Origin of the sequence: Snodgrassella sp. W8135, assembly GCF_016101225.1 — a bacterium.
In the GTDB taxonomy this organism is placed as follows: Bacteria; Pseudomonadota; Gammaproteobacteria; order Burkholderiales; family Neisseriaceae; genus Snodgrassella; species Snodgrassella alvi.
The window spans coordinates 39,900-61,740 of the sequence record NZ_JACFQX010000004.1 but is presented as its reverse complement, the minus strand read 5'-3'; the positions used below and the strand labels follow the sequence as shown (position 1 = coordinate 61,740).

Here is a 21,841-nt window from a genome sequence, read left to right as displayed (position 1 = left end):
TATGATGACGTCAGAGCAATTCTGGGCAGAGCGGGCCCGAAGTCAGGCTTTATTTACTACTGGTCAGAGCAGCCTGAGCTGGCAGCAGGCCATGGCACAAATAACGGCATTAAGCCAGTATTTGTCTGATCATTCTGTCAAACGTGCCGGTCTGTATTTTGATGATAGTGCTCATTTTGCTATCGCTTTACTGGCATGTGTGCAGGCCGGTACAGATGTTTATCTGCCGGCTAATCTTTCTGATGAAAATGCTCAGTGGCTGGAGCAGACTGTAGATATTTATCTGTCTGATGAAATTAATAATCAACTGAATATTCCGTCATTACCGGCATCTGCATGGATTTCACAGAGTTACAGTGAGTCTGACAGAAAGCCGATAAATAATATCGCGGTATTTTTGCAAACATCAGGTTCTACCGGTAAAGCCAAACTGATTAAAAAAGACTGGAACGTACTGTGTCTTGAGGCACAGATTCTGGCAGCGGTATTACCGGATTCAGTTATCAAAGACCGGCCGGTTGTGCTGGGCAGTGTCAGTGTACAGCATATGTATGGGCTGAGCTTTCTTATTATGCTCAGCATGTATCTTGGATTGCCGCTTTATCGCCAGCGCCTTATTTTTCCGGAGTTATTGCTGGTAACTAGTCAGGCTTTTAAAAAAGTGATCTGGATCAGCAGTCCGACTTTACTGCATACATTCCGGCAAACTCATGATATCTCTCTGGCTAAAGGGCATGTAAGTGCTGTTATTTCTGCCGGCGGAATACTGGCACAAACCAATAAAGATTTTTTGCATGAACACATCTGCTCTGAAGTAATTGAAATTTATGGTAGTACTGAAACTGGCGCGGTAGCCAGTCGAATCAAACAGCCATACTGGCAGTTTTTTCCTGATATTAGTTATAGCGTTAGTCAGAATGGTTTGGCTGTTCAGTCGCAGCGCTGTACTACCGAGCAATTACTGGCTGATGCAGTGGTGGAACATGAAAATGGTTTTGATTTGTTAGGCAGGATAGACCGGATTATCAAACTGGCAGATAAACGTATTTCCCTTATGCAACTGGAAAATCAGCTTATGCAGCATGAATGGGTTGCTGATATTCATATTCTAAAGCATCCTGAGGGTACTCATCTTGCTGCATGGGTGGCTTTGACCGATGCCGGCATTCAGGAATGGTGCAAACAGGGGCGCAAAGTTATTATTCATCAGTTAAAAAACTATCTGGCTAAAAGTCAGGAAAAAATTGCCTTGCCGCGCCATTGGCGGTTTACAACAGTGTTACCGCGCAATACACAAAGTAAACTGAATCCGGAGGATGTACAACAGGCCATTTTACAGCCAGTTATCAATCCTGTTGTTCTGGATCAGAAAATGATTTCTGCAGATGAATACTGGTTACGTATTCAGGTCCCTCTGGATCTGGAGTATTTCAAAGGTCATTTCGATGTATTTCATCTGGTACCGGGCGTTATTCAGATTAAATGGATAATAGAACTGCTACAACAATGTTCGTGGCTGGTTCAGGCACCGTTACAAATGGAAAATCTGAAATTTCAACATTTTCTTCGGCCGGCTGATGTTGTTGAACTGGTATTTAAGCGTGATTGTGTCCGCAGAAAAATTTCCTTTCAATGCACAATGCAGGATAAAAAAATTACTTCCGGCCGGTTGGTGATACCTGATAGTGAAAGTGATGCATCATGAAAGTGCTGGCATTGATTCCGCATTATAACCATTTGCATACAGTAGGTAAGGTAGCTCAGTCGATGCTGGGCTACGGGATAGATTGTCTGATTGTAGATGACGGTTCTGATGAAACAATTCGTACGCAATTACGTGAATTATTACAACCCGGCATTGAAATAATTTATCGTGCCAGTAACGGTGGCAAAGGTGCAGCGGTTAAGGATGGCATAAAGTATGCTGCCGTACATGGCTATACACATATTTTGCAGGTAGATGCTGATGCACAGCATTGTCTGGAAGATACGCAAAAACTGATAACTGCCGCTGAAGCACAGCCTCATGCAGTTATTTGCGGGCGACCGGTTTACAATGACGATACACCAAAAGCACGTCTTTATGGACGTAAAATTACTAATTTCTGGTTGGCAGTAAATACGTTATCAATGGATATTCAAGATGGAATGTGCGGATTCCGTATTTATCCGCTGGTTCCTACCTTTGATGTGATCAGAGAAAAAAAAATCGGTAATTACATGGATTTTGATGCTGAGCTTCTGGTGCATCTGCATCGGCGGGGCTGTGTCTTTATCTGGATTGATACCCCGATTACTTATGCTTCCGATGGTATTTCCCATTTTCGGGTCTGGAAGGATAATGTTCTGATTTCCAGAATGCATGCACGTTTATTTGTCAATATGTTATTGAATTTACCGGAGATTTTGAGGCAGCGCCGGAAAAGGAAGCTCCATGGCTAATTCAATCCGACACTGGGCTAATCAGCAGGAACGGGGAAGTAGCTTTGCCTTGCTTCTGACCCGTTATCTGGTTAAATATTGTCCTGTACTGCTTTTGTCACCGATAGTTTGTATAGTAGTGGCATATTTTTATCTGACCGCGTCATCGGCACGCCGAAATGTTGCCTGTTATCAGCATTTATTAGCAGAAAACCATACAGAGCTGTCCCGGATTCTGTCCGTAAAAGGATCTGTATTCCGGCAATTTTATGCTTTTGCTCAGGCTATAGTCGACCGCTTCGCGGTCTGGCAGGGGCGCATCAGATATGAAGATCTGATTATTCATGATCCGGATAATCTTACTCAGTATATTGATCAGCCTGTTGCAGGTACTACGGGTCAGATATTTGTCTGTTCACATTTAGGAAATACAGAAATCTGCCGTGCATTAGTCAAAAAACATAAGAGTCTTATACTGAATGTGCTGATTCATAGCAGCCATGCAGTGAAATTTAATCAGGCTTTAAAAGACGCCGGTGCTTCACGGATTCGTTTAATTCAGGTGACATCTCTGGATACAAAGGTAATGATGGAGCTGAATGAAAGAGTGCAGCGTGGTGAGTGGCTGGCTATTGCTGCTGACCGTGTACCGGTAAGAGGAGAGAAAATTGTAGCCATCCCATTTCTCGGGCAGACAGCAAACTGGCCGCAGGGACCATGGTTATTAGCCGGATTATTAAAAGTACCAGTCAATACCTTGTTCTGCTTTAAACAGCAGGGTAAGTATCATTTACATATTCAGCGTTTTGCAGCAAATGTGAACTGGAAACGGCAAAAAAGGGAGCATTGTATTAAACAATATGTTCAGCAATATGCTCAATTGTTAGGTACTTATTGCTGTAAAGCACCAAGACAATGGTTTAATTTTTTTGATTTTTGGAATCAGAATGACAGAGCAATATAAGCAGTTACGGCACAGTGTGATTATTGAAGTACCTTTCTTTGATGTCGACTCAATGGATATTGTCTGGCACGGACATTATGTCAAATATCTGGAAGTAGCACGCTGTGCTTTTTTAAGTGCTATAGGTTATGATTACAACGTCATGAAAACCAACGGCTATGGCTGGCCGATTGTGCAACTGAATCTCAAGTATGTACGACCGGCTGTTTTCGGACAGAAAATCCGCGTTGAAGTTGTATTAAAAGAATATGAAAGCTGTTTGAAGTTTGATTATGTCATTAGTGACATTATCAGCGGCAAAAAGCTTACCAAGGCATCAAGTATGCAGGTTGCTGTGTGTATGCAGACACGGGAAACTCAGTTTCAGACGCCTGAAAGCTGGTTACAGGCAGTGCGAAATGCCATGCAAAATGGTTTGAAAGGGGAAGATTAATATGTTGAGAAAAATTTTATTTATTTGCTGGTGTTGCCTGTTTAGTGGATTGTTATGGGCTTTTGATTTAACTGAGCTACAAAATCAATTGCAACGGCCGCAAAATATAAAAGGTGATTTCACGCAGCAGCGTTTTTTGCGCGGTACCAATAAACCCATTATTGCACAGGGACAGTTTGTACTGGTACCAAAAGCCGGCTTATTATGGCAGATGAAAAAACCTTTTGCAGATACCATGAGGGTGCGTAAATCAGGTATTGATCAGCTAAACGCCAATAATAAATGGATTGCCAGCAAACAATCAGCCAGTGCGCAAAAAAATCAGGTAAAGCTTTTTCTGGATCTGCTTGCCGGGCAAACCAATAGCATACAAAGCCAGTTTACTATGCAGTTGCAAGGTACTGCTCAAAACTGGAAATTACAATTACAGCCGAAAAGTGTATTGATGAAACAAATTTTCACCAGAATTGATATTCAGGGTGATGAGTCGGTGAAAAAAATTGTACTGTTTGAAGTGCAGGGCGATCGTACAGAAATTACATTTTCCGCTTTGAAAATTAATACAGCCCTGAACAGGTTTGAGCAAAATGCCGTTTTACCGTAAACGCGTCTGGGCTGGTCTTTATTTACTGCTGATATTTTTTGTGGCGGCAGCGTTATTTTATAGCTTTCTGCAACAGAATCGTCTGGATACTGATTTAACCAGCCTGTTGCCTGATGACGGGCAGAATACACAGGCACAGCAAATGGCTAAAATGCGCATGAATCAGCGCATGAACCGTGATATTGTGGTTTTAGTGGGCAGTAAATCGCCTGACAAGGCGGTTGAGGCGGCACAGATGATTCAGCAAAAATGGCAGGATAGTCATATATTCCAGTCTGTTACAGGTAAACTTGAGCCAGATATTGCCGCTTTGCAGGCCAGTATGCAACGACTGAGCCTGGCTGTCGTTTCAGAACAAAGCTGGCGCAATATTATCAATCAGCCTGAAGAAGCTTTTGCCAGACAGGCGCAAACACTCGTTAATCCGTTTGCTGAGCGTAGCATATTGCCTGTTGATCAGGACTGGCTCGGACTGGGTAACATCATTATGCATCAGGCCAGTCAGGACGGACCTGTTTATTATAATTTTCAGACGGGCTGGCTGAATATAGATGATGGTGATACTACATGGGTTTTACTACGGGCGCGTTTACCGGAAAAAGCCGGACTGATTAATGTACCAGATGGTCTTCTTAAAGTAATTCATGATACTCAGGCATCTCAGGATGTGCAGGTACTGATGGCTGGTGGTGCTATTTTTGCCGCAGAAAATAAAGCCACCGGAGAGAAGGAAAGCCAGTATATGAGTATACTGGGTATGGGCTTAACTTTTCTGCTGCTGTTGTTGCTTTTCCGCAGTCTGCGTATTTTATATTTATTACTTCCTCTGGCAGTAGGCATCTTATTTGGTCTGGCAGCTACCGTAATGCTCTTCGGACATATCCATATTCTCACTCTGGTAGTGGGAACCAGTTTGATGGGTGTATTGCTGGATTTTCCTTTGCACTGGCTGGCCAGTGGCGTGATTCAGCAGCAATGGAATCGCTGGCAGGCTTTACATATTGCAGCTAAAGCCTTTTTATTAAGTTTGATTATTACTTTACTGGGTTATGCGGCTTTACTGATTACACCTTTGCCGATATTGCAGCAGACGGCGATATTTTCTGCTGCTGCGCTGATTAGTGCATTTTTATTCAGCTTACTTTGTTTACCTGCATTTTTTTCTACTACTCAGGCATATATCTATCCTCAGGCTTTGAGTGCCATGTTGTCTTTCGGTAAATTTATCGTCCGCAAGAGGCAGATTATGGTACAGAAAAAATGGCCGGTATTACTGATTCTGCTGCTTATTGGCGGAGGCTTATTGCGGCTGAACACTCAGGATGATATCCGCCAGTGGGCCAATCTGTCACCACAATGGATGGCACAGGCACAAAAAATCGGTTTACTTACTCAGACGATGCCGTCCGGACAGTATTTTGTATTACAGGCAGATAATGATGATGAATTGTTACTGAAAAGTCGTACTCTGGGCAAATCATTACAGGATTTGGTTATACAAAAACAATTATCTGGTTTTCAGTCTCTTGATCAGTGGGTTATGCCGCTTAGCATCCAAAAGCAGCGCCAGCAGGATGTAAGTCGTCTGTCAAGCAATACAGATAACTGGCGTGATTTAGTTAATTTGGGCATAGATGATCACAGTATCCGGGATTATCTGACTGGTTTACAAAAACTACCTTTGCAAACAATTTCCCAAAGTCTTGATAATGAACTGGGAACCGCATGGCAGGATTTGTATCTGGGCAAAATGAGTAACGGAAAAGTTGCGGCTATTGTCAGTTTGTCAGGAGTAAGTCAGGTTACTGCTTTACAGAAGCTGGCCGATAAAAATAACGGTATTTATTTTGTTAATAATTTACAGGCATTAAATCAGTTATTTACACATACGCGAAATCAGGCAATTGCTTTGAAGATAGCTTCTTATCTGGTGGCCATCGTATTGCTGGCTTATGCTTTTGGCTGGCGTAAAGGACTTTTAATGCTGGCTGTACCTGTTCTGTCTTCATTAGCCTGTCTGGCTGTATTTGCTTATGCAGGCTGGCCATTGTCTTTATTTGCTATTTTTGGTCTGTTTCTGGTAACGGCAATAGGTATGGATTATGCAATCTATGTTTCCGTCAAACAGATGGCAGTAGCCGAACGTCTGGCCGGTGTATTGCTGGCTGCGACAACAACAATGATTTCGTTTGCTATTCTTGGTTTCAGCGCAACTCCGGCTATTGCCAGTTTTGGTCGCAGTGTTGCTCTTGGGGTATTTTTTAGCATGATACTGGCTCTGGCCTTGTTGCCCGGAGCCGATAACAGGGGGAGGTGTAATGAGTCAGTTTGATGTAGTAATAATTGGTGCAGGTCCGTCCGGAGCTATTGCCGGTGCTTTATTAAATAAAAAAGGTTATCGGGTTTGTGTACTTGAAAAACAAGTTTTTCCCCGGTTTGTGATTGGTGAAAGCCTGTTACCTCATTGCATGGAATTTATTGCAGAGGCCGGAATGCTGGAAGCAGTAAATGCAGGTGTTGACGATGGTTTCCAGTTTAAAAATGGTGCGGCATTTAGCTGGGGTAATCGCTATACCACTATAGATTTTACCGATAAATTTTCACCGGGTCCGGGTACTACCTTTCAGGTAATGCGGGGGCGTTTTGATCATATTCTTATTAGTGAAGCACAGAAACAGGGCGTAGAAGTTCGTTTTGAGCATAGTGTTAACGGGATTGAGTTTGAGGAGGATGCTGCTGTTCTGTCAGTAACGGATACACAGGGAATGCCTTATCAGATTCGGACGCAATTTGTGCTGGATGCCAGCGGATACGGACGGGTATTGGCAAAATTGCTTGATCTGGAACAGCCGTCTTTCTTGCCTGAACGCATGGCTTATTTTACTCATATTGATGATAATGTTACAGATCCGGTATTTGACCGTAACAAAATTCTGATATGTACCCATCCTGATTTACGTGATGTGTGGTTCTGGTTTATTCCGTTCAGTAACAATCGTACCTCTATTGGTGTGGTCGGCTTGCCGGAATGTCTGAACAATCATGGAGCAGAGGGAGCGGAGGCTATTTTACAAAAATTTGTCAGTGAAGTGCCAATGCTTAGACGCATTCTGGTCAATGCACAATGGCACAACGATGTACCATTCCGGACCTTACGCAATTATTCTGCTAACGTTAAAAGTCTGTATGGAAAACGCTTTGCTTTATTAGGAAATGCTTCAGAATTTCTTGATCCGGTTTTTTCATCCGGCGTAACGATTGCCATGCATTCGGCCAAACTGGCTACAGATGTGTTGCACCGGCAGTTTTCCGGAGAAACAGTAAACTGGCAGCAGGATTTTGCTGATAAATTACAGATAGGTATTAACACCTTTAAGACTTATGTCAATGGCTGGTATAGCACAGCTTTTCAGGATGTTATATATGCTGAAAAAATAAATCCTGAAATCAGACGTATGATAAGCTCTATTCTTGCCGGCTATGCATGGGATGAAACCAACCCTTATGTTATCAATTCAGAACGTCGTCTGGCTGTTCTGGCAGAAATTTGTGGTCAAGCCAAAATATGTTAAAGAATTTTGTTATTTGGCTGATGATGTTGTTTTGTCTGAGCGCCTGTCAAAGTTTACCTGTGATTGATTCGTTACCGGTATTGAAGCAAACGCTCACTTTGCAGGTTACAGATAAAGATGGCAGTAACAGTTTGCTGTTAATAGAACCGTTGTCGGAGCAGCAATGGCGGTTTGTACAGGTTGATGGTTTAGGTGCGCCGATATCTAGACAGATTCTGCAACAGGGAAAATGGCATAATGACGGTTTTTTACCTCCTAATCCCAAAGCACGTCAGCTATTTACTGCTGCCTATGTTTATCTTGGTCATCAGTATCACTGGTCTGTACCTGCTGAACTGAATGATGTAAGAGTTTCTTCTGGTACAGATGGTATGGCTGCAGAAATAGAATGGCATAAACAGCATTGGAAAATCCGGGAGGTGACTGATGAATAAACCGGTTTTTCTAAGTCGTCCTGCTATGGTCAGTGCTCTTGGCTATGGTGTGCATGAGCATATAAGTGCTTTGCTGGGTGAAGCAGACAGCTATCTTACCCGTAGCGATTTCTGGGTAAACGGTAAATCATATTTATTCGGATCAGTCCAGACAGCATTAAGACCTTTTCCGGCCGGATTGAATCCGAATTTCTGTAGTCGTAATAATCAGTTGCTCTGGCACGCACTTTTACAGATTGAAGATGACATTCAGGCTGCCATTACTGAATATGGGACCGATCGGGTAGCAGTTGTACTCGGTACATCGACAACTGGCAGTGATGATAACAGGGCCGCTATTGAGTATGGTTTTACGCGGCAGGACTGGGCAAACAGTGGTTATAATCAGACCTTGCAGTTAATGTCTTCACCGGCAGATTTTGTGGCTGAGATGTATCAGCTGCGTAATGTCCGCTATGGTATATCAACTGCCTGTACTTCAGGAGCACGAGCACTCATAAGTGCGGCACGGTTATTGCGTACTGGTATGTGCGACGCTGTAATTTGTGGCGGAGTAGATACTCTTTCAGCGCTGACTATTAATGGTTTTCATGCATTACAGGTATTATCTTCCGGGCAATGTCAGCCATTTACCGCCATGCGTGATGGTATCAATATTGGTGAAGCAGCAGCTGTATTTGTAATGACCCGGAATCCGTCCAGAGGTCTGCCTCTATTAGGATATGGTTCAAGCAGTGATGCCTATCATATGTCCAGTCCGCGACCTGATGCAGAAGGAGCCAGAAAAGTAATTCAGCAGGCTTTACATAAAGCACAGTTGCCGGCCAGTGCTATTGGCTGGGTTAATCTGCATGGTACTGGCACTACTCAGAATGATGCTATGGAAGCGCTGGCTATTCATAACGAATTGGGTGAGGAAGTATCCTGTGCTTCAACTAAAGCACTTACTGGTCATACACTTGGGGCAGCAGGTGCACTCGAAGCAGCTTTTTTATGGACAGTAATCAGTCGCCAAATTAATCCTGATGGTAAATTACCCCCGCATCGGGCAAAAACAAATCTTGATCCCGAATTAGCATTCATTCATCTGACACAATTTCAAGAAGCATTCAATGCTGATAGTCCGCGCATAGCATTAAGTACTTCATTTGCTTTTGGTGGTAATAATACCGCACTGATTATGGGGAGCAATAATGCAAACCCCGATTTATGATGTGGCTTCCCTGCTGCCGCATAGTGGCAAAATGGTGCTACTGGATGAAATTGTAAATTATGATGAACATAGCTTAACAGCCTATGCATACGTAAAACCAGATCAGATCCTGGTAAAGGGAGAATGTCTTCATTCATGGGCAGCAATGGAAATCATGGCGCAGGGCGTAGCAGCATGGGCCGGAGCATTAGCTCATGACGCCGGTGAACCGGTGCGACTGGGTTTTTTACTGGGAACAAGAAAGCTTCAACTTTATTTTTCAGCATTACCAGTACCCGTTATTTTGCAGATTAAAATTCATGCTTCTTTACAGGATACAAACGGCTTTGGCGTTTTTGACAGCCAGTTATGGTTGTGTGATGAAGCCAGAAATCCGAATCAGTTGCTGGCGGAAGCAGCACTTAATGTATACAGTCCTACTGAAAATGATCTAATACATGATGAATAATGATAAAACTATTCTGGTTACCGGTTCCGCGCGTGGAATTGGCAGAGCAATTGCACTGACGCTGGCTCAGGCTGGCTGGGATATTGTACTGCATTGTCGCAGCCGGCGTGCTGATGCTGAAAAAGTAGCTGCTGAAATAGCGGCATTTGGCTCTCACAGCCGCATACTGACTTTTGATATCAGTGACCGGCAAGCCTGTCAGGAAGTTTTACTAAATGATATAGAACAGCATGGTGCTTATTATGGTGTGGTACTGAATGCTGGTATTACTCGTGATAACGCTTTTCCGGCACTAAGTAACGATGACTGGGATCAGGTGCTGGATACCAATCTGGATGGTTTTTTCAATGTACTGCATCCGCTGATGATGCCCATGATACGCCGGCGGAAAGCCGGGCGTATTGTTTGCGTTGCTTCTGTTTCCGGAATAATAGGTAATCGGGGGCAGGTAAATTACAGTGCATCCAAAGCCGGTATGATTGGGGCAGCCAAGGCACTGGCAGTTGAGCTGGCCAGACGCAAAATTACTGTTAATTGCGTAGCGCCCGGGCTGATCGAAACAGAAATGATTGATGAACATGTACCTGTTGCTGAGATTCTGAAGGCTATACCTATGAATCGTATGGGACGGGCAGAGGAAGTAGCCCATGCAGTAGCTTTTCTGGTATCAGAACAGGCTGCTTACATTACCCGGCAGGTGCTGGCTGTAAACGGAGGTTTATGTTGAGACGTGTTGTGATTACAGGCATGAGCGGTGTCAGCGCGCTGGGAAATGACTGGTCTACAGTTAAAAGCGGTTTGCTGGCTTATAAAAATAAAGTAGTCTGTATGGAAAGCTGGGATCGGTATCAGGATTTAAATACCAGACTGGCTGCGCCGGTGACAGACTATTCTCCTCCTGCACACTGGACGCGCAAACAACTGCGCAGTATGGGAAAAGTAGCCCAGATGTGTACACAGGCTGCTGAAAATGCACTGGCAGATGCAGGACTGCTCGGAGATGAGTCTATTAAGGACGGGCGGATGGGTGTAGCATGTGGTTCGTCTACAGGCAGTCCGCAGGATATTCGCGACATCAGCGAACTTGTTCTTAATGGCAGCTCTGCAAATTTTAATGCCAATACCTACGTACGTATAATGCCGCATACTACGGCTGCTAATCTGTCAATTTTCTTTGGTCTGACCGGAAGGGTAATTCCTACATCCAGTGCCTGTGCTTCAGGTAATCAGGCAATTGGTTATGCTTATGAAGCAATTAAATCTGGCAAAATTGATATGATGCTGGCCGGAGGTGGTGAGGAATTATGTGTTTCTGAAGCTTTCGTGTTTGATTCGTTATATGCAACAAGCTTGCGTAATGAGAATCCGGAGCTATCACCAAGTCCTTATGATGCTGATCGTGATGGTCTGGTTATTGGTGAAGGTGCAGGTATTCTTGTACTGGAAGAGTACGAAATGGCTAAAGCACGCGGAGCCAGAATTTATGCTGAAGTTGTGGGATTTGCCTGTACTAGTGATGGCTCGCACATCACCCGACCGGAACGTACGACAATGCGCCGTTGTATGCAGATGGCACTTGAAGATGCGCATCTGCCGCCTGCTGAGGTTGGTTATATTAATGGTCACGGTACAGCAACTGAACAGGGAGATATTGCGGAAACTCTTGCTACGGCGGATGTATTCGGATACGTGCCGCTCAGTTCGCAAAAAAGTTATCTTGGACATACTCTTGGCGCCTGCGGTGCACTGGAATCATGGTTTTCAATTCACATGATGAATGAAGGCTGGTTTGCACCAACTTTGAATCTTAATCAGATTGATAGCCGGTGCGGTGAGCTGGATTATATTGTCAACAAAGCCCGCAAAATTGATACAGAATTTGTTATGAATAATAATTTTGCTTTCGGAGGGGTAAATTCATCTCTGATATTTAAACGGATGAGCTAACGGGCCATTGATGCCAGTTAAATTTGTAGTTATGCCAGTGACCAAATCCATAAGTACAATTTAACGGGGATGCAGAGCAGACAGCAGGATAGACTACACTGATATGCCAGCAATTATCGACAATACAGCTGTATGCCTGAACCGGATTATCCAATGCCGGAATATAAATTCCATCATATCCGTCAGGTATTAAATTATATTGGTGCATATCAGATAACTGACCGTGTCTGACTTTAATCAATGCTTCTTTAAGCGTCCATAACTGGTAGAAAGAGCAAGATAGATTCTGCTGTTCAGATAGCCATTTCTGTTCGTTATCTGTACAGCAGAGCTTTGCCAGTGATATAAAATCACGTTCCTGTGCATACTCCATATCAATACCCGGAATATGCTGTATTGAAGAACAGGCGATTAAACCGGCAAAACCTTTCTTATGTGTTAGAGAAAGCCGTTTATAGAAAGCTGAAAGCTGCTGTTTCAAAAACCGGCTGCTTTGCCAGTCGGTACGCTGAGCTAAATGCGGATTTTTCTGTAAACGCTGTTTGTCTGCCTGATCCAGTTTCAGGTTACTATATTGTCCGGAGACTTCGGATGATGTAAGCAAAATCAGACAATCTTGATTCATCATGTAGTACACTTCATTAATTAAAAGGAGTAAGGAATGAAAAAGTTTTCTAAAATAATAACGCTGGCAGCATTGCTGGCTTGTGTGTCTGCTGCTTATGCACGTGATGATAAATTGCTTTTGTCTATTCAGGATGCAATTAATGCACCGGAAGCTGCACAGGTATTGAATCCGAAAATAAAAGTTTATTTTGCTCAGAGTTCCGGACGGGTAGTGCGTGCCGGTCTGGTTAGCAACCGTAAAACCAATAGTGTAGGCAAAACAGATGAAGAAGCCTGCCGTTGGGCATTTCTATCTGCTGTAAAACAGCTACAGGAACAGGCCGTTGCTCATAATGCCAGTAAAGTAACCAATATTGTCAGCTATTATAAGAAAAACAGTATGGCTAGTACAAAAGAATATGAGTGTCATGCCGGCGGAGTGGTTGCAGGTGTTGCTCTGAAAGGGGATCTGGCAAATTAAAATCACAGCTGTTTGCCATACAACCGCCATTTATCTGAGTAAAAGATAAACCGGCGGTTTTTTATCACAAGTATAAACTCAAAAATAATTATCTCTCTTTTGTCTAAAATGTCTAAATAAAATTATTCTATTAAGAAAAATAGAAATTTAACTTGCTTTAATGTCTAATTTTACGTATATTAGCTTAACGGAATATATTGTAGCACAATAAAATGAGTAAATTGGACAAAAGGTCAGTTATGCAATTGAATATAGACCGCTTAATTGCCTATTTTGGTGGCGTCAATGCTTTGGCAGAAGCACTCAAACAACATTATCCGGATAATGCTGCTTCTACAGCTGCTATTTATAAATGGCGTAAGCGTGGTTCATTACCATTAAATCAGTTACAAAAAATTATTCTAATGGCTGAGAAACAAAATAAGCCGCTGGATATCAATGCATTTATGCAACACAATAACACTACCTTGGAGAGACCAAGAATGACCAGTACCAATAATCGAGTCATTATATTTGACACCACTCTGCGCGATGGAGAACAGTCGCCGGGTGCAGCCATGACCAAAGAAGAAAAAATCCGCATCGCACGCCAGTTGGAGAAGTTAGGTGTAGATGTCATTGAGGCAGGATTTGCTGCTGCCAGTCCGGGTGATTTCGATGCTATTCACAGTATTGCCGAAATTATTCAGAATGCAACGGTATGTTCACTGTCACGAGCTAATGAACGAGATGTACGTAAGGCCGGCGAAGCCATTGCACCGGCAAAGCGCAAACGCATTCATACTTTTATTGCTACCAGCCCGTTGCATATGGAACATAAACTGCGCATGAAACCGCAACAGGTTAAAGAAACCGCAGTTAAAGCAGTAAAAATTGCACGCGAATATACTGATGATGTGGAGTTTTCCTGCGAAGATGCATTGCGCAGTGATATCAATTTTCTTGCCGAAATTTGTCAGGCAGTTATTGAGGCAGGTGCTACTACTATTAATATTCCGGATACAGTCGGTTATGCCATTCCTTTTCAGACTGAGGCATTTTTCCGTGAATTGATTCAGAAAACACCCGGCAGTGATAAGGTTATCTGGTCGGCACACTGTCATAATGATCTCGGGCTGGCCGTAGGAAACTCACTGGCCGCAGTAAGTGGTGGTGCACGACAGGTAGAGTGTACTATTAATGGTCTGGGTGAACGGGCAGGTAATGCCAGTCTGGAAGAAGTAGTCATGGCACTGAAGACCCGTCACGACATTTTTGGTCTGGAAACCAATATTGATACCACACAAATTGTTCCTACCTCAAAAATGGTTTCTACAGTTACCGGTTATCCTGTCCAGCCAAATAAAGCCATTGTAGGCGCAAATGCTTTCGCCCATGAGTCCGGTATTCATCAGGATGGAGTGCTGAAATGCCGCGAAACTTATGAAATTATGTCTGCTGAATCAGTTGGCTGGAGTACAAACCGGCTTACACTGGGTAAACTTTCCGGTCGTAATGCTTTCCGGACTAAATTACAGGAGCTGGGTATCGAGCTGGATAGTGAAGAAGCACTGAATGCAGCCTTTGCCCGCTTTAAAGAGCTGGCAGATAAAAAACGTGAAATTTTTGATGAAGACTTGCATGCGCTGGTTTCAGATGAGCTGGTTAGCCGTGCACCGGATCGTTACAAATATGTATCTCTGAGTATTCACAGTGAAACCGGAGAAGAGCCGGTGGCAGAAATTGTTTTTAATCTGGACGGAAACGAAAAACGGGCCAGCGGTCATGGTTCAGGACCGATAGATGCGGTGTTTAAAGCCATTGAGTCTAAAGTTAACAGTTCTGCCGATTTACAGCTTTATTCGGTAAATGCGATTACTGCTGGCCCTGAAAGTCAAGGTGAAGTAACCGTGCGTTTATCACGCGAAGGCTATATAGTTAATGGCCAGGGAGCTGATACCGATATTCTCGTTGCCAGTGCCAAAGCTTATTTGTCTGCTTTGAATAAGCTGGATAGTCAGCCGCGGATTAAAGCTCAGGGTGTGATTTAATCAGTGTAAAGCAAGTTAAAAGACTTAAAAATTAAATATTTTAAAATGCCTGCTTCTGTTACGGTATAAGTAATCAGAACAGGCATTTTTATATAAGGATCTACGATTTAACTGTACAAACTGTTTTATTTAAGTTTATTATGTTTTTATAACATTTGTTTAATAAATTTAAGTTTAAATAAGCATTTTGAAAGCTAATTTTTTAACTCAAATTTAATCAGATTATGAAATACATAAAACATTTTTTATGGTCAAGTGCCATATTTACTATTCCTATAACAAATGCTTTTGCGAATGTGGATGAAAATAGTACCACCTATAAAACTGGCTCCATCTTAGGAAGAATATTTTTAATTATTTTTCTAAGTCTGATCATTTATAAAATTTATCAATATTACAAAGATAGATAAATCTATCTAAGATATATAATAAAGTAATATAAAATTAATTCATCAATCCAATAATTTACAGAGAGAAACTATGCACTTAACCAGTCGTGAACAGGAAAAACTGATGCTGTTTCTGGCAGGAGAACTTGCGGCCAAACGCCGGGCGCGGGGAGTAAAACTAAACTATCCGGAAGCGATAGCTTATATCAGCAGCCAGCTACAAGAAGCTGCACGGGACGGTATGAGCGTGGCCGAACTTATGCAGTACGGAGCAACACTGCTCACCACTGCTGATGTTATGGAAGGTGTTGCCGATATGGTAGATGAAGTCCAGATTGAAGCTACTTTTCCGGACGGGACAAAGCTGGTTACCGTACATCAGCCTATCCGCTGAAATAAACGTCAGTTATTCTGAGATTAGCTGCAGGCGAATTATTATTAAACAGCAAATAATATCTGCTCAAAACAAATTCAGGAGAAACAGCATGATTCCGGGAGAATATATTCTGGCCGCAGATGACATCATGGCCAATCAGAACCGCCGTACAATGACCATTGTGGTCATCAATCGTGGTGACCGTCCGATACAAGTGGGTTCCCACTATCATTTTTATGAAACCAATCCGGCACTTGATTTTGATCGGGAACAGACACGCGGCATGCGTCTGAATGTTCCTTCCGGTAACGCAGTCCGGTTTGAACCCGGAGAATCGAAAACGGTAGAACTGACGGAATTTGGCGGGCATAAAAAAATATTTGGTTTTCATAATGCCATAAATGGCAGCGTAAACAGTGAATAATTTATCTGACTGAGCAATAACAGATTGATGTATATATTCTGATTAATAGCAAAAATAACTTACCGAAAAATCGATACAAATTATTTAGACAGAGAAACCAGCTATGAGCCTGAAAATTTCCCGCCGGCAATATGTTGCTACCTACGGACCAACAGTAGGCGATAAAGTACGTTTGGGTGATACCGAATTATTTGCAGAAGTAGAGCGTGATTTGCTTACATATGGTGACGAAGGAAAATTCGGTGGTGGTAAATCCATCCGGGACGGAATGGCACAGTCGGCTACAGCAACGCGCAGTAATGAAAATGTGCTTGATATGGTTATCACTAATGTACTGATACTGGACTATTGGGGCATTGTAAAAGCTGATATTGGTATTCGTGACGGCAAAATTGTTGCTGTAGGTCAGTCAGGGAATCCGGATACAATGGACGGAGTGCACCCCAGAATGATTATTGGTGCTGCTACCGAAGTGCATAATGGTGCCAACCTGATTGCGACCGCAGGCGGGATTGATACCCATATTCACTTTATTTCTCCGCAACAGATTACTCATGCCATCGAATCGGGTATTACTACCATGATTGGCGGTGGTACTGGTCCGGCCGATGGTACCAATGCCACCACAGTCACACCGGGCGCATGGCATATTCAGAAAATGTTACAGGCTGCTGAACAAGCGCCGGTTAACCTTGGTTTTTTCGGCAAAGGTAACTGTGGGACTCTGGAGCCGCTGCGTGAACAGATAAATGCCGGAGCACTTGGGTTAAAAATCCATGAAGACTGGGGTGCTACAGCCGCCGTCATCGATGCATCATTACGGGTGGCCGATGAGATGGACGTACAGGTGGCAATTCATACTGATACGCTGAATGAAGGCGGTTTTCTTGAAGATACCATGCGGGCAATTAATGGCCGTGTAATCCATACCTTTCATACTGAAGGTGCAGGTGGCGGGCATGCTCCGGATATTATTAAGGCTGCGATGTATCCGAATGTATTACCGGCTTCCACCAATCCTACCCGTCCGTTTACAGTTAATACCATAGACGAACATCTGGATATGCTGATGGTGTGCCATCATCTGGATAAAAGTGTAGCAGAAGATGTGGCGTTTGCTGATTCACGAATTCGTCCTGAAACCATTGCTGCCGAAGATATTTTGCATGATATGGGTGTATTTTCGATTATGAGTTCAGATTCGCAGGCTATGGGCAGAGTGGCAGAAGTCATTCTGCGAACATGGCAAACTGCCGATAAAATGAAACAGCAGCGAGGACGTCTGACCGAAGAAACAGGTGCGAATGACAATTTCCGTATTAAGCGATATCTGGCGAAATACACCATTAATCCGGCTATTGCTCAAGGCATCAGTGATTATGTTGGCTCAATTGAAGCAGGTAAAATTGCCGATTTGGTTTTGTGGAAACCGGCATTTTTTGGAGTTAAGCCAGAAATTATTATCAAGGGCGGCAGCATCAGTTATGCACGTATGGGTGATCCGAATGCCTCCATTCCGACACCGCAGCCAGTTATTTACCGGCCGATGTTTGGCGCGCTGGGGCGTGCTGTTCAGGATACTGCCGTGTTATTTGTCTCTCAGGCAGGGGTGGATAATGATATTCGCAAAAAATACGGTTTATATAAACAGACTCTGCCTGTGCATAATTGTCGTGCAATCGGTAAAAAAGACCTGATTCACAATAATGCTATGCCGGAAATCAGCGTAAATCCGGAAACTTATGAAGTGTGGGTGAATGGCGAACATATTACCTGTAAACCAGTAAATAAAGTGGCTTTGGCGCAGCGATATTTTCTGTTTTAATATGCAATAATATTTTTTATAAAATCACAAATGAATCTAATTATCCAAACCATTATCGGTAATCTGCAAACACTTACACAGGAGAAGCAGATTATTACTCAGAAGCTGGACACTGTTTGTTTGCAATGGTTTGAAGCAGACCGGCGCATTATCCGTACTACAACTGCCGGCGGGCGCGAAATTGCTTTTCGCCTGCTGAAAGAGGGGCAGCGACTGCATCATGATGATGTGGTTTATCTGGATAAACAGCTGGTCATTGCAGTGCAAATCGAGCTAAGTGAAGTCATGGTACTTGCTCCGCAAACTTTGCCGGAAATGGCACGTGCCTGCTATGAAATCGGCAATAAACACACACCATTGTTTCTGGATGGTAATGAATTACTGTTGCCGTTTGATAAACCTTTATTTGAGTGGCTGCAGGCTGCCGGATTCGCACCGACACGTCAGCAACGAAGATTAAGTGAACAGTTGCGAGCTAATTCAGCGCCTGGTATCGGCGCAGGACACAGCCATAGCCATGATATAACCGGCCATCACCATCATTAATGAATTGCACTATATGTCCGGCTCAGACCGAAAAATTGATATAGAAACACTGACACGCGCAGGATTATTGCTGCAACTGGCCGACCCAACGCTACCAATCGGTGGTTTTAACCATTCCGGAGGGCTGGAGACTTTTGTTCAGCAGGGCATTATTTATGATGCTGTTACACTGAAAGCATTTGCTGAAACACAGCTAAAGCAAAACTGGTTACATAATGATGGTGCTTACATGTCTCTGGCTTATACTGCTGCTACTGAACATAATCTGAATGCTCTGATATCTTTGGACAGGCAGATAGGGGCGACAAAAATCGCACGTGAATTACGGGAAAGTAGTTATAAGCTCGGCATACGTCTGCTGAAAATTTTTGCACCACATACCAGCGCAGCAATAGTGGCTTCCTATCAGGCTGCGTTAACAGCACAGCAGGTACGCGGGTTTTACCCGCTGGTATTTGGATTACTTGCTGCATCCTTGCAACTGGATAAAGCGGCAGCATTGCAGGCATTTTATTACAATGCGGTAGTAGGTTTAGTTACCAACGGAGTTAAGCTGATACCGCTCAGCCAGATGGCCGGACAGGAAATGTTAATTGAATTGCATGCAGTAATAGCTCATATCGTTATTGCAAGTATGCAACCGCAACAACCGCAACTTGGCGCTACAACACTGGCAACGGACATTCGGGCAATGCAGCACGAGCGTTTGTATAGCCGTTTGTATATGAGTTAATGTCTCAACACTGGAGGAAAACATGAAAAAAATATTTGCTTTGTTATTATTAACCCCGGCATTTGCTTTTGCTCATCCCGGACACCTTACCGAAGGCTGGATGGCAGGTGTTCAGCATCCGCTCAGTGGTTGGGATCATCTGCTGGCTATGGTAGCAGTGGGTTTATGGGCGGCAACTTTTCAGGGTAAAGCACGCTGGCTGATTCCTGTTACTTTTGTCAGTGTGATGACTGCCGGATTTGTGATGGGAGCGCAGGATATCCGAATACCAATGCTGGAGCAGGGGATTGCCGCTTCCGTACTGGTATTGGGGCTAGCTGCGGCCTGGCTGAAAAAAGTACCGGCAGGTGCTGCTATGCTGGTGGTTGGTCTGTTTGCTTTGTTTCATGGTATCGCACATGGTGCCGAAATGGGCTCACACGGTGCATTCAGTTATGCCTGTGGCTTTATTATTGCAACGGCGGCTTTGCATGCCCTTGGATTTGCACTGGGTACAGTAATGAGTAAACATCAGTGGGTGTTGCGGTTTACCGGCAGCGTGATTGGTTTGATTGGTTTCGGTATGCTGTTTGCAGGCTGATAACAATACCCGGATAAAATCAGTTCAGACAGAAGTGGCTTCTGAACTAATTGTTTAATAAACAAGCTGTTCTGTCTGAATAGAAGCAGCTGAGTTATTCGTGAAACACTGTATCAATCCGAATAAATGGAATCGATGCAGAAGGAACACCATGCGTGAATACATTAAAATCGGCGTTGCCGGTCCGGTAGGTTCCGGTAAAACTGCACTGATTGAAAAACTTACCCGTCATATGGCTCAGGAATATAGTATTGCGGTGATTACCAATGATATCTATACGCAGGAAGATGCTGAATTTCTGACCAAAAACAGCCTGTTGCCACCAGAACGAATTATGGGCGTAGAAACCGGTGGTTGTCCGCATACTGCCATTCGTGAAGATGCAAGTATGAACCTGGAAGCAGTAGATGAAATGACAGCACGCTTTCCAGATATTCAGATAGTATTTATCGAAAGTGGCGGTGATAATCTTTCAGCTACTTTCAGCCCTGATCTGGCTGATGTTACGCTGTTTGTTATTGATGTGGCGCAAGGAGAAAAAATTCCGCGCAAAGGCGGACCGGGTATTACCCGTTCTGATTTGCTGGTTATCAATAAAACTGATTTAGCGCCGTATGTGGGTGCCAGCCTTGAAGTGATGCAGCATGATTCACAGCGTATGCGTAAAGGGCAGCCATTTGTATTTACCAATCTGATGGCAGAGGAAGGTATTAACACTGTAATCAAATGGATTAAAAAATACGCCTTACTTGAGAACACAGACGAACCAGCCGGTCTGATACGTTAATGCACAGCCGTTTACATCTATCTACTCAGCTAAACCGGCACGGACAGACTACCTTTGCCAGTTGCTTTTATACACCACCGCTGAAAATTTTGCCTTTACCGCAAATGATATCACCGGTATGGTCGCAGGCTTTGCCGGCGATACAAATGAGTTCATCACCGGGATTACTGGCAGGGGATGGTATTGATATTGATATAGAGCTGGCAGAACAAACCCAATTGTATTTGTTTACCCAGGCATTTACCCGGGTGCAATCCATGCCGGCTGCTATGGAAGCACAGCAGCATACCCGTATCTACTTGCATGAACACAGCCGGCTATGCTATCTGCCTCATCCTTTGGTATTGCATCGTGATGCAGCTTTAACACAAACCATGCACATTACTCTGGCAGATAACTGTCAGCTCATTCTAGGTGAAATCATAGCCTGCGGTCGCGTGCTTAATCAGGAAAGCTGGGATTTTCGCTATCTGTCTTCACGCATTAACATTGATTACCGACAGCAGATATTGCTTAATGACAATATATACTGGCATCCGCACCAGCAGCCGTTAAATGTACTGGGACAGATGGAGCAATATACCCATCAGGCTTGTCTTTACTATGTCAATACCGCTGCCAGCAAAAACGAAATCCAGCAACTGGTTAACGAAATCTATTCTGCACTACAGCCAGACTGGCCGTTAGAAAATAATCAATATCTGTGGGGGATTACTCAGGCGGCTGATTGTGCTTTATGTATACGTGCATTAGGGTTGAGCGCAGAAACATTACAGCAGATATTAGAACAAACAGCACATTATTTAAGTTAATACAATCTTATATTTATCCTGATAATGATTAAAATGAACTAATGCTATTGTTAATTTTTTAATAATTTTTGTATAAATATTTTTTATTTTTGGATAATATAGTTAATAGAGAAATTTATTTTAGTAAATTGTGTATAACTCTGTATCTGAATCAGTAATTATTAAAAATAATCGTTTTACTTAGTTTTATTCAGAGCTGTCATTAATTTTTGTGAT

The 21,841-nt window shown here is 43.3% G+C and carries 23 protein-coding genes; 22 read left to right on the top strand and 1 reads right to left on the bottom strand.

Features of this window, described 5'->3' with window-relative positions:
• Position 1 precedes the first annotated feature (1 nt).
• The 12 genes from H3T75_RS08890 to H3T75_RS08835 are packed head-to-tail and all read left to right on the top strand — an operon-like array spanning position 2 to position 12,036.
• On the top strand, positions 2 to 1,705 hold the full coding sequence (locus H3T75_RS08890; RefSeq protein WP_172397100.1) for an AMP-binding protein: 1,704 nt from the start codon (positions 2 to 4) through the stop codon (positions 1,703 to 1,705).
• Positions 1,702 to 2,442, top strand: coding sequence for a glycosyltransferase family 2 protein (locus H3T75_RS08885; protein WP_084564741.1), 741 nt, complete (start codon positions 1,702 to 1,704; stop codon positions 2,440 to 2,442). Before H3T75_RS08890 ends, H3T75_RS08885 begins: the two co-directional genes overlap by 4 nt.
• The gene (locus H3T75_RS08880; protein ID WP_078474298.1) at positions 2,435 to 3,385 is read left to right on the top strand and encodes a glycosyl transferase family 2; all 951 of its coding nucleotides are present in this window, start codon (positions 2,435 to 2,437) and stop codon (positions 3,383 to 3,385) included. Before H3T75_RS08885 ends, H3T75_RS08880 begins: the two co-directional genes overlap by 8 nt.
• Positions 3,369 to 3,818 (top strand): thioesterase family protein, encoded by a 450-nt coding sequence (locus H3T75_RS08875; RefSeq protein WP_084551338.1) that lies wholly within the window; start codon positions 3,369 to 3,371, stop codon positions 3,816 to 3,818. Before H3T75_RS08880 ends, H3T75_RS08875 begins: the two co-directional genes overlap by 17 nt.
• A 1-nt stretch (position 3,819) precedes the next feature.
• Positions 3,820 to 4,422: an outer membrane lipoprotein carrier protein LolA gene (locus H3T75_RS08870; RefSeq protein ID WP_084564743.1), complete on the top strand. Its 603-nt coding sequence runs from the start codon at positions 3,820 to 3,822 to the stop codon at positions 4,420 to 4,422.
• A complete protein-coding gene (locus H3T75_RS08865) occupies positions 4,406 to 6,754 on the top strand; it encodes an MMPL family transporter (RefSeq protein WP_078474301.1) in 2,349 nt (782 codons plus the stop codon). Before H3T75_RS08870 ends, H3T75_RS08865 begins: the two co-directional genes overlap by 17 nt.
• A complete protein-coding gene (locus H3T75_RS08860) occupies positions 6,741 to 7,994 on the top strand; it encodes an NAD(P)/FAD-dependent oxidoreductase (protein WP_084551340.1) in 1,254 nt (417 codons plus the stop codon). Before H3T75_RS08865 ends, H3T75_RS08860 begins: the two co-directional genes overlap by 14 nt.
• Positions 7,988 to 8,428, top strand: coding sequence for a hypothetical protein (locus tag H3T75_RS08855; RefSeq protein WP_025330065.1), 441 nt, complete (start codon positions 7,988 to 7,990; stop codon positions 8,426 to 8,428). The genes H3T75_RS08860 and H3T75_RS08855 overlap by 7 nt, the downstream gene beginning before the upstream one ends.
• The gene (locus H3T75_RS08850) at positions 8,421 to 9,641 is read left to right on the top strand and encodes a beta-ketoacyl-ACP synthase (protein WP_174829812.1); all 1,221 of its coding nucleotides are present in this window, start codon (positions 8,421 to 8,423) and stop codon (positions 9,639 to 9,641) included. The genes H3T75_RS08855 and H3T75_RS08850 overlap by 8 nt, the downstream gene beginning before the upstream one ends.
• Positions 9,622 to 10,089 (top strand): hypothetical protein, encoded by a 468-nt coding sequence (locus tag H3T75_RS08845; protein WP_084564751.1) that lies wholly within the window; start codon positions 9,622 to 9,624, stop codon positions 10,087 to 10,089. Before H3T75_RS08850 ends, H3T75_RS08845 begins: the two co-directional genes overlap by 20 nt.
• Entirely contained in the window at positions 10,082 to 10,816 is a 735-nt protein-coding gene (gene fabG / locus H3T75_RS08840; RefSeq protein ID WP_025330068.1) for a 3-oxoacyl-ACP reductase FabG, read from the top strand. The genes H3T75_RS08845 and fabG overlap by 8 nt, the downstream gene beginning before the upstream one ends.
• Positions 10,810 to 12,036: a beta-ketoacyl-ACP synthase gene (locus H3T75_RS08835; protein WP_198211537.1), complete on the top strand. Its 1,227-nt coding sequence runs from the start codon at positions 10,810 to 10,812 to the stop codon at positions 12,034 to 12,036. The genes fabG and H3T75_RS08835 overlap by 7 nt, the downstream gene beginning before the upstream one ends.
• On the opposite strand, the gene H3T75_RS08830 is transcribed toward H3T75_RS08835, so the two are convergent.
• Positions 12,020 to 12,664, bottom strand: a complete 645-nt coding sequence (locus tag H3T75_RS08830; RefSeq protein ID WP_198211536.1) for a 4'-phosphopantetheinyl transferase superfamily protein — start codon at positions 12,662 to 12,664, stop codon at positions 12,020 to 12,022. The genes H3T75_RS08835 and H3T75_RS08830 overlap by 17 nt on opposite strands.
• 33 nt (positions 12,665 to 12,697) lie before the next feature.
• On the opposite strand from H3T75_RS08830, the gene H3T75_RS08825 reads away from it, so the two are divergent.
• The 10 genes from H3T75_RS08825 (at position 12,698) to H3T75_RS08780 (ending at position 21,625) form a co-directional block, all read left to right on the top strand.
• A complete protein-coding gene (locus H3T75_RS08825) occupies positions 12,698 to 13,123 on the top strand; it encodes an excinuclease ATPase subunit (RefSeq protein ID WP_198211535.1) in 426 nt (141 codons plus the stop codon).
• Between the two features lie 239 nt (positions 13,124 to 13,362).
• Positions 13,363 to 15,153 (top strand): 2-isopropylmalate synthase, encoded by a 1,791-nt coding sequence (locus tag H3T75_RS08820; protein ID WP_025330072.1) that lies wholly within the window; start codon positions 13,363 to 13,365, stop codon positions 15,151 to 15,153.
• Between the two features lie 480 nt (positions 15,154 to 15,633).
• Positions 15,634 to 15,936 (top strand): urease subunit gamma, encoded by a 303-nt coding sequence (ureA, locus tag H3T75_RS08815; protein WP_025330073.1) that lies wholly within the window; start codon positions 15,634 to 15,636, stop codon positions 15,934 to 15,936.
• 91 nt (positions 15,937 to 16,027) lie between these two features.
• Positions 16,028 to 16,342, top strand: coding sequence for an urease subunit beta (ureB, locus tag H3T75_RS08810; RefSeq protein ID WP_100125125.1), 315 nt, complete (start codon positions 16,028 to 16,030; stop codon positions 16,340 to 16,342).
• A gap of 103 nt (positions 16,343 to 16,445) precedes the next feature.
• Positions 16,446 to 18,167 carry an urease subunit alpha gene (ureC, locus tag H3T75_RS08805; RefSeq protein ID WP_198211534.1) on the top strand — a complete coding sequence of 574 codons (1,722 nt, stop codon included), beginning with the start codon at positions 16,446 to 16,448 and terminating at the stop codon, positions 18,165 to 18,167.
• Between the two features lie 30 nt (positions 18,168 to 18,197).
• Positions 18,198 to 18,713: an urease accessory protein UreE gene (gene ureE, locus H3T75_RS08800; RefSeq protein WP_198211533.1), complete on the top strand. Its 516-nt coding sequence runs from the start codon at positions 18,198 to 18,200 to the stop codon at positions 18,711 to 18,713.
• Between the two features lie 13 nt (positions 18,714 to 18,726).
• Complete coding sequence (locus H3T75_RS08795) at positions 18,727 to 19,446, top strand: urease accessory protein UreF (protein WP_198211532.1); 720 nt, start codon at positions 18,727 to 18,729, stop codon at positions 19,444 to 19,446.
• Positions 19,447 to 19,468: 22 nt separating this feature from the next.
• Entirely contained in the window at positions 19,469 to 20,026 is a 558-nt protein-coding gene (locus H3T75_RS08790) for a HupE/UreJ family protein (RefSeq protein WP_084563224.1), read from the top strand.
• A gap of 151 nt (positions 20,027 to 20,177) precedes the next feature.
• Complete coding sequence (gene ureG, locus H3T75_RS08785; RefSeq protein ID WP_198211531.1) at positions 20,178 to 20,813, top strand: urease accessory protein UreG; 636 nt, start codon at positions 20,178 to 20,180, stop codon at positions 20,811 to 20,813.
• Positions 20,813 to 21,625 carry an urease accessory protein UreD gene (locus H3T75_RS08780; RefSeq protein ID WP_198211530.1) on the top strand — a complete coding sequence of 271 codons (813 nt, stop codon included), beginning with the start codon at positions 20,813 to 20,815 and terminating at the stop codon, positions 21,623 to 21,625. The genes ureG and H3T75_RS08780 overlap by 1 nt, the downstream gene beginning before the upstream one ends.
• The last annotated feature ends 216 nt before the right edge of the window (positions 21,626 to 21,841 follow it).

Coding starts and splice junctions, on each gene's coding strand:
- H3T75_RS08890 (WP_172397100.1), top strand. CDS start 2: ATGATGACGTCAGAGCAATTCTGGGCAGAGCGGGCCCGAAGTCAGGCT.
- H3T75_RS08885 (WP_084564741.1), top strand. CDS start 1,702: ATGAAAGTGCTGGCATTGATTCCGCATTATAACCATTTGCATACAGTA.
- H3T75_RS08880 (WP_078474298.1), top strand. CDS start 2,435: ATGGCTAATTCAATCCGACACTGGGCTAATCAGCAGGAACGGGGAAGT.
- H3T75_RS08875 (WP_084551338.1), top strand. CDS start 3,369: ATGACAGAGCAATATAAGCAGTTACGGCACAGTGTGATTATTGAAGTA.
- H3T75_RS08870 (WP_084564743.1), top strand. CDS start 3,820: ATGTTGAGAAAAATTTTATTTATTTGCTGGTGTTGCCTGTTTAGTGGA.
- H3T75_RS08865 (WP_078474301.1), top strand. CDS start 4,406: ATGCCGTTTTACCGTAAACGCGTCTGGGCTGGTCTTTATTTACTGCTG.
- H3T75_RS08860 (WP_084551340.1), top strand. CDS start 6,741: ATGAGTCAGTTTGATGTAGTAATAATTGGTGCAGGTCCGTCCGGAGCT.
- H3T75_RS08855 (WP_025330065.1), top strand. CDS start 7,988: ATGTTAAAGAATTTTGTTATTTGGCTGATGATGTTGTTTTGTCTGAGC.
- H3T75_RS08850 (WP_174829812.1), top strand. CDS start 8,421: ATGAATAAACCGGTTTTTCTAAGTCGTCCTGCTATGGTCAGTGCTCTT.
- H3T75_RS08845 (WP_084564751.1), top strand. CDS start 9,622: ATGCAAACCCCGATTTATGATGTGGCTTCCCTGCTGCCGCATAGTGGC.
- fabG (WP_025330068.1), top strand. CDS start 10,082: ATGAATAATGATAAAACTATTCTGGTTACCGGTTCCGCGCGTGGAATT.
- H3T75_RS08835 (WP_198211537.1), top strand. CDS start 10,810: ATGTTGAGACGTGTTGTGATTACAGGCATGAGCGGTGTCAGCGCGCTG.
- H3T75_RS08830 (WP_198211536.1), bottom strand. CDS start 12,664: ATGATGAATCAAGATTGTCTGATTTTGCTTACATCATCCGAAGTCTCC.
- H3T75_RS08825 (WP_198211535.1), top strand. CDS start 12,698: ATGAAAAAGTTTTCTAAAATAATAACGCTGGCAGCATTGCTGGCTTGT.
- H3T75_RS08820 (WP_025330072.1), top strand. CDS start 13,363: ATGCAATTGAATATAGACCGCTTAATTGCCTATTTTGGTGGCGTCAAT.
- ureA (WP_025330073.1), top strand. CDS start 15,634: ATGCACTTAACCAGTCGTGAACAGGAAAAACTGATGCTGTTTCTGGCA.
- ureB (WP_100125125.1), top strand. CDS start 16,028: ATGATTCCGGGAGAATATATTCTGGCCGCAGATGACATCATGGCCAAT.
- ureC (WP_198211534.1), top strand. CDS start 16,446: ATGAGCCTGAAAATTTCCCGCCGGCAATATGTTGCTACCTACGGACCA.
- ureE (WP_198211533.1), top strand. CDS start 18,198: ATGAATCTAATTATCCAAACCATTATCGGTAATCTGCAAACACTTACA.
- H3T75_RS08795 (WP_198211532.1), top strand. CDS start 18,727: ATGTCCGGCTCAGACCGAAAAATTGATATAGAAACACTGACACGCGCA.
- H3T75_RS08790 (WP_084563224.1), top strand. CDS start 19,469: ATGAAAAAAATATTTGCTTTGTTATTATTAACCCCGGCATTTGCTTTT.
- ureG (WP_198211531.1), top strand. CDS start 20,178: ATGCGTGAATACATTAAAATCGGCGTTGCCGGTCCGGTAGGTTCCGGT.
- H3T75_RS08780 (WP_198211530.1), top strand. CDS start 20,813: ATGCACAGCCGTTTACATCTATCTACTCAGCTAAACCGGCACGGACAG.